A 5,026-nucleotide genomic window follows, 5' to 3' on the forward strand; every position below is an offset into this window, starting at 1 on the left:
GAAATTGCTGAGAAGGCCATCATAGATGGAAGCCTCTGTATTCCTCAACCAAGGTTAGCTAAAATCAGCATCTTTCTAGTGTCTCTATTTGGTAAACTGATGTTCAATAAATTCTCTTGCAAACTTCAGTTCAGCATGATGAACAAACTCTATCCTAAACTGGCTTATCCAGAGGAAATAAAAGCTTATTATTTGGAGGATTTGCCAAGGACGCCTATCAAAACATTGGTGTACATTTACAAAAACTATATGGGATGTTACAAGCTGAAAGATATGATTTCTGCTAGCAAGGCTCAGGTTCTGTATATCTATGGTGAAAAAGAATTGAACTGTGTGAAAGAATCAGCGAAATTATTTCATCAGCTACATTCAAATACAATTTTGTATGAAGCAAAGGGCTATAACCACGGCTATTTATCAGCTTACCTACCTTATGAGTGGATTGATTTGGTGGTGCCATTTTTAAAGAGTGACTCATTAGAAATGTGTAACGAATCTGATATGCCATAAGGAGGAAACGGATGCTAGGAGCAATAGTTGGAGATATTGTAGGTTCAGTTTACGAATGGAACAATATCAAAACGAAGGATTTTCCTTTATTTCGGAAAGACTGCTTTTTTACAGATGATACGGTAAGTCCGAACCGCTGAGTGTGTGATTGTGGGCAGGTGTTCTAAGTATGAAAAACGGCAAACGTAGAGTTCTCTTTTAAGATAAGTAGTATTACTGATATTTTCTAAAAAATAAAGAACAATTATAAAACCAAATAACATTCTTTTATAAAAATCAGTTGCTATAAGCCTGTCTTACAAAAATGTAAGATAGGCTTTTTAAATGTAAGATGGGTGTACGATTATACGTGGAAATGTATGCTATACTCTATGTAGATCAAAAAGAAAGAGGTTTATTATGAAAAAATGGAATGCGACGCAGTTGAAGTATCTGATGGTGGCAGTAATGGTTCTAGACCATATTCCGCATATTACCGGAATCGTTTCTCCTATGTGGGAAGGTATTCTTCACGCCTTGACTCGTTGTGTGGGAGTTTGGTTTGCGTATATGGCTATGGAAGGATTCATCCATACTCGAAATTTGAAAAACTACCTCATCCGCCTTTGGAGTTGGGCGCTTATCATGTTTGCTGGAAATAGTCTACTCAATGCCCTACTTGCATCCAAAGGAGTAATGGTCAATAATAATATTTTCTTTACTTTGGCCATCGGTGTCACCATGCTTTGGATTGGTTTTCCTAGAAAAGAGCTGGATCAAAAAGAGAAGTCGTGGCGTTGGATTGGGGTTGCTGGCCTCTTGATTTTCGGTAGTCTTTTTACCGAGGGTGGTATCACCATGCTACCATTTCTCTTGATTAGTTACTCTTGTCGAAATCGTAAGGGATTACGAAATCTCCTTTATGCTCTCCTTTGGGCCTTCCTATTAGTGACTTCCATACAAATTTACGACACTTGGTACCAAACACTGGAAATGATGCTTTACAATTCTGACTGGCTCTTTATCACCGTATTTCCTTTTATGGCCTTGTATAATGGACAGCGAGGAAAAGAAACCAGTTGGAGTAAATATTTCTTTTATATTTTCTACCCAGCTCATCTATGGATTATAACCTTGATTGCTTATTTGGTTAAGTAGATTCAATTTTCATTAGCTCCTTCTTGCTTAAAATGTGAGAGGAGCTTTTCTGTATCTGGAATTCCTAACAAAACATGTTATAATAGTTTTAGAAAGGACAAGGTTTATGGCGAGCATACTTGTAATTGAAGATAATAATGAAATCCAGGAAATTTTAAGAACCCTTCTTGCAGAGGAACATGAGGTGATTCAAGCATTTTCTGGGACAGAAGGTATAATGCAATTTGACAAAGGTGGCATCGATCTCGTTTTGCTAGATATCATGCTCCCTGGGAAAAACGGCGACCAAGTCTTGCAAGCCATTCGACAAACTAGTCAGACTCCGGTCATCATGCTCACTGCTTTGGGTGATAAAAAGCTCATCAGCCAATATCTCTTAGACGGCGCCAATGATTACATAGTGAAACCTTTTGATTTGGACGAAGTCTTTGCTAGAGTCACCGTGCAATTACGCCAAAGTGGTGAACATCAGTCAGGAGATCGAAGAGAAATTGATAACCTCGTACAAAACTTTAAAAATATCCAGTTCGATGCGGATAGTTTTGAAATAAGTAACGCAACTGAAACCATTCGCCTTGCAAAGAAAGAGTGTCATATTCTCCAAATGTTGCTCCATCATCCTAAAAAGATCTTCACCAAAGAAGAACTCTATGAATTGATTTGGGAAGAAAGTTACCTGCCTGGAGATAATACGCTCAACACCCATCTAAGCAATCTCCGTAAAAAACTGCATCAACTGGATTCAAATCACGAATACATCGAAACCATTTGGGGAGTTGGTGTTCGATTAAAAGGAGACAAGCAATGATTTACATTTTGATATCAATATTGCTCCTTACTAACATCATTTTGGCGATTTCTTTGATTCGCTATCATATAGCAATTAGAGATTTAAGCAGACAAATGGAAGAAAAGATTCGCTCTGGTAGCATGAAGAGGATCGGTGTAAATTTCTTTTCAAAGGCCATTTTGCGTCTACATAACCAAATTGAGAATCTATTTCAAGAAGTGGAGCAAAACCAGCTAATCATGAAGCGTGAAAAGCGTACCCTAGATATGGCAATCAGTAACATCGCTCATGATATTCGGACACCTTTGACAATCGCTTCAGGATATACTCAGCAACTAATAAAATACCCCGATAATAGTCAGGAAACTTTAAGCAAAATAGCCCATCATCAGGATTTGGTTTCCAAACGTTTGGAGGCTCTCCTCGAATACCGTCATTTGATGGAAGGAGCAGTCAAACCGAAACTGGAAGAACTTGATTTATCAACTTTTATAACGAAAAAGACTTTAGCTTATTACGACGTTTTTCAATCTTCACAGATTGTTCTTGATTTTAATGTTGAACCAGGATTGAAAACGACGACTGATGAGGACTTGCTTGACCGAATTATACAAAACCTCCTTGGAAATGTTCTCAAGCACGGAAAGGAGAAAGCTCGACTTTCTTTGAAAAAGGAAGAAAATAGGCTTGTTTTGGAAATTGATAATCTAGTCAAAAAATCTATCAAAAATATAGACAATCTCAGCAATCGTTTTTATTCTGAAAATATGTCAGATACTGAAGAATCCTCTGGTTTAGGTCTCTATATTACTGAGGAATTAGTTCATCTCCTTGGAGCGGATCTGAAGCTAGCAACTGATGGAGAATGGTTTTCAGTCTTTATCTATTTTTAACAGAAGAAATCTCCTCTATATCCTAGAGGAGGTTCTTTTTATAAACTTTTCTTCTTGAAAATAGTCAGTCCACTGAAAGAGAAGAAAAGTATGATAGCGATGCAAACCGTTATGGTATAGAGAACGGATTGACTATCAGCAGTCATGGCATAGGCAAAATTTAAGCTCAGATATCGTAAAATTTCGATATCTGGAAAGATAAGCATTGGCATAGAAAGGATGATAGAGGTAACTAGATAGCCGATAAATACGGCAAGATAGGAGTGAGTCACATAGAGAATGAAGGAAACAATCGAAAGCCAAGCGAGAAGGCAGAGAAATTGAAGGAAAATCGTTAAGAGGAGGTTTGTAATAAAACCATCAGGCATCGTACCAAGTCCGTTTAGTAGAGTTGAGGGAACAAAAGCAATTACAAGGCTGGCGATGAGCTGCAAGAGAGCGATACTTGCTAGTACAAAGGATTTAGCAAGGAAAAACTCTGTGCGAGAAACGCCAACAGTCAAACTATTTTTATAGAGCTTGCCGATTAGATCAACTCCGAGAACGAGACATGCTAGAACAATGCAGAGAAAAACGAGGTTTGAACCATTGCTAGACGTGTTGATAAGAGCCTGAACGCCGTCCCAACCATGGGTTGGAGTCTCTGGTGGTGTTGTATTTACTGACATTAAATGTCCTGTAGCCCCGATAGTGGCACCCATTAGCAAGAGGACAAAGAGAATGAATTCTGTAATCCAGAATCCTTTGGAGCGGAAAAGACGGTAAAAATCTGCTTGAATGGTATGTATCATGATTTTTCTCCTATTCTACCAATTGTGTGAAGTATTCTTCTAGGTTTTGACGGGCAAAGTATATCTCATCAATAGCAACATCGGCCAAAGTTAGTTGCTTAAGAATCTGTTTGACATCTTGTTCATTACCAAAAATATGGATTTCATTGTCAGGATTGACAACCTTAAACTGGAGCTGGATTTGTTCTTTCAATACCTGACAAGCTCTTTCTTTATCGCTTGTTTTAAGTACAATATAATCCTCACTCAGTGTTTCAAACTCAGCTTTACTGATTTCACGGATAATCTTACCTTGATCCAGAATACCAAAGCGATTAGCTAAGAGATAGAGTTCTGACAAGATATGGCTAGAGATGAGGATAGTTATGCCTTTTTCTTGATTGAGCCGCTGGATCATGAGACGAAATTCTTTGATTCCAATTGGGTCGAGACCATTAATAGGTTCATCTAAGATCAGGAAGTCTGGTTTGGATAGGAGGGCAATGGCAATACCAAGTCTTTGCTTCATTCCAAGAGAGAAATCTCGAAAGACTTTTTTACCTGTATCTGGCAAACCTACATAGTCCAGTGTTTCTCGAATGACTTGATCAGCATTTGGAATATGACGAATCATACAATAATATTTCAGATTTTGGTAAGCCGTTAAGTGATTATGGGCTACAGGTGATTCGATAACAGAACCCACTTGAGATAATGCCTTGGTCCACTCATTTTGTTCTTGACTAGAAAAGAGGGAAACTGTACCTTTATCCGCAAACAATAATTGTGTAATGATTTTAATAAGAGTAGTTTTACCTGCTCCATTTTTTCCAATTAGACCATAAATATCTCCCTCTTTTATGGTTAGACTAAGATCTTGAAGAATAGCTTGGTTACCAAATTGTTTGGTCAGTCCATGAATTTCG

The 5,026-nt window shown here is 37.9% G+C and carries 6 protein-coding genes and 1 pseudogene; 5 read left to right on the forward strand and 2 right to left on the reverse strand.

Annotation, left to right across the window (positions count from 1 at the left end):
* From SORDD16_RS04385 to SORDD16_RS04400, 5 genes and pseudogenes are all read left to right on the forward strand, one after another.
* Window positions 1-510 (forward strand): annotated as a pseudogene (locus SORDD16_RS04385) (alpha/beta hydrolase); the annotation flags it as partial.
* A gap of 11 nt (window positions 511-521) precedes the next feature.
* Entirely contained in the window at window positions 522-650 is a 129-nt protein-coding gene (locus tag SORDD16_RS10575) for a putative aDP-ribosylglycohydrolase (RefSeq protein WP_009568444.1), read from the forward strand.
* A 259-nt stretch (window positions 651-909) separates the two neighbouring features.
* Window positions 910-1,647: a TraX family protein gene (locus SORDD16_RS04390; RefSeq protein WP_061452511.1), complete on the forward strand. Its 738-nt coding sequence runs from the start codon at window positions 910-912 to the stop codon at window positions 1,645-1,647.
* A 106-nt stretch (window positions 1,648-1,753) separates the two neighbouring features.
* Window positions 1,754-2,455, forward strand: a complete 702-nt coding sequence (locus tag SORDD16_RS04395) for a response regulator transcription factor (protein WP_061452512.1) — start codon at window positions 1,754-1,756, stop codon at window positions 2,453-2,455.
* Window positions 2,452-3,330 (forward strand): sensor histidine kinase, encoded by an 879-nt coding sequence (locus tag SORDD16_RS04400; protein WP_061452513.1) that lies wholly within the window; start codon window positions 2,452-2,454, stop codon window positions 3,328-3,330. The genes SORDD16_RS04395 and SORDD16_RS04400 overlap by 4 nt, the downstream gene beginning before the upstream one ends.
* A gap of 38 nt (window positions 3,331-3,368) precedes the next feature.
* Here SORDD16_RS04400 and SORDD16_RS04405 read toward each other — a convergent pair whose 3' ends face one another.
* Together SORDD16_RS04405 and SORDD16_RS04410 are read right to left on the reverse strand one after the other, a co-directional pair.
* Window positions 3,369-4,121, reverse strand: a complete 753-nt coding sequence (locus tag SORDD16_RS04405) for an ABC-2 family transporter permease (protein WP_061452514.1) — start codon at window positions 4,119-4,121, stop codon at window positions 3,369-3,371.
* A 10-nt stretch (window positions 4,122-4,131) separates the two neighbouring features.
* On the reverse strand, window positions 4,132-5,026 hold an 895-nt coding region (locus tag SORDD16_RS04410), incomplete at its 5' end, for an ABC transporter ATP-binding protein (RefSeq protein ID WP_241733979.1).

This window comes from Streptococcus oralis, assembly GCF_001578945.1.
GTDB lineage: Bacteria > Bacillota > Bacilli > Lactobacillales > Streptococcaceae > Streptococcus > Streptococcus oralis_Q.

Coding starts and splice junctions, on each gene's coding strand:
- SORDD16_RS04405 (WP_061452514.1), bottom strand. CDS start 4,121: ATGATACATACCATTCAAGCAGATTTTTACCGTCTTTTCCGCTCCAAA.
- SORDD16_RS04395 (WP_061452512.1), top strand. CDS start 1,754: ATGGCGAGCATACTTGTAATTGAAGATAATAATGAAATCCAGGAAATT.
- SORDD16_RS04400 (WP_061452513.1), top strand. CDS start 2,452: ATGATTTACATTTTGATATCAATATTGCTCCTTACTAACATCATTTTG.
- SORDD16_RS10575 (WP_009568444.1), top strand. CDS start 522: ATGCTAGGAGCAATAGTTGGAGATATTGTAGGTTCAGTTTACGAATGG.
- SORDD16_RS04390 (WP_061452511.1), top strand. CDS start 910: ATGAAAAAATGGAATGCGACGCAGTTGAAGTATCTGATGGTGGCAGTA.